General features: G+C 43.2%; 1 protein-coding gene. It reads right to left on the bottom strand.

From position 1 onward, the window contains the following. Positions 1-218: hypothetical protein (locus tag AAEY72_RS16410; protein WP_352311759.1), on the bottom strand; the 218-nt coding region annotated here is incomplete at its 3' end. Positions 219-234: the final 16 nt, after the last annotated feature.

Genomic DNA, 234 nt, shown 5'->3' with positions numbered 1-234 from the left:
AATAATAGCTGCTGGCTAGGAATCGCAAGCCAGTGTCCAAAAGCAATACTTTCAATATTACTGTTAGCCAATAATTGACGACACTCCTGACGGCTATACCCTAAGTAAGGGTTTGTTGTATGAGCGGCTGTAGTATGAGTTGGAATGAGTTTTTTCATAGCATTTATCACCAGCGCCGTAAAACCACATCCTTCTAGGGCATGGATGTAAGGCGTCAACCGTTGTCACCTAAGA

This window comes from Psychrobacter sp. W2-37-MNA-CIBAN-0211 (genome assembly GCF_040309405.1).
Taxonomy (GTDB): domain Bacteria; phylum Pseudomonadota; class Gammaproteobacteria; order Pseudomonadales; family Moraxellaceae; genus Psychrobacter; species Psychrobacter glaciei.
Note: the sequence above shows the minus strand (reverse complement) of the source record. Positions and strands in the feature narration are given on the sequence as shown.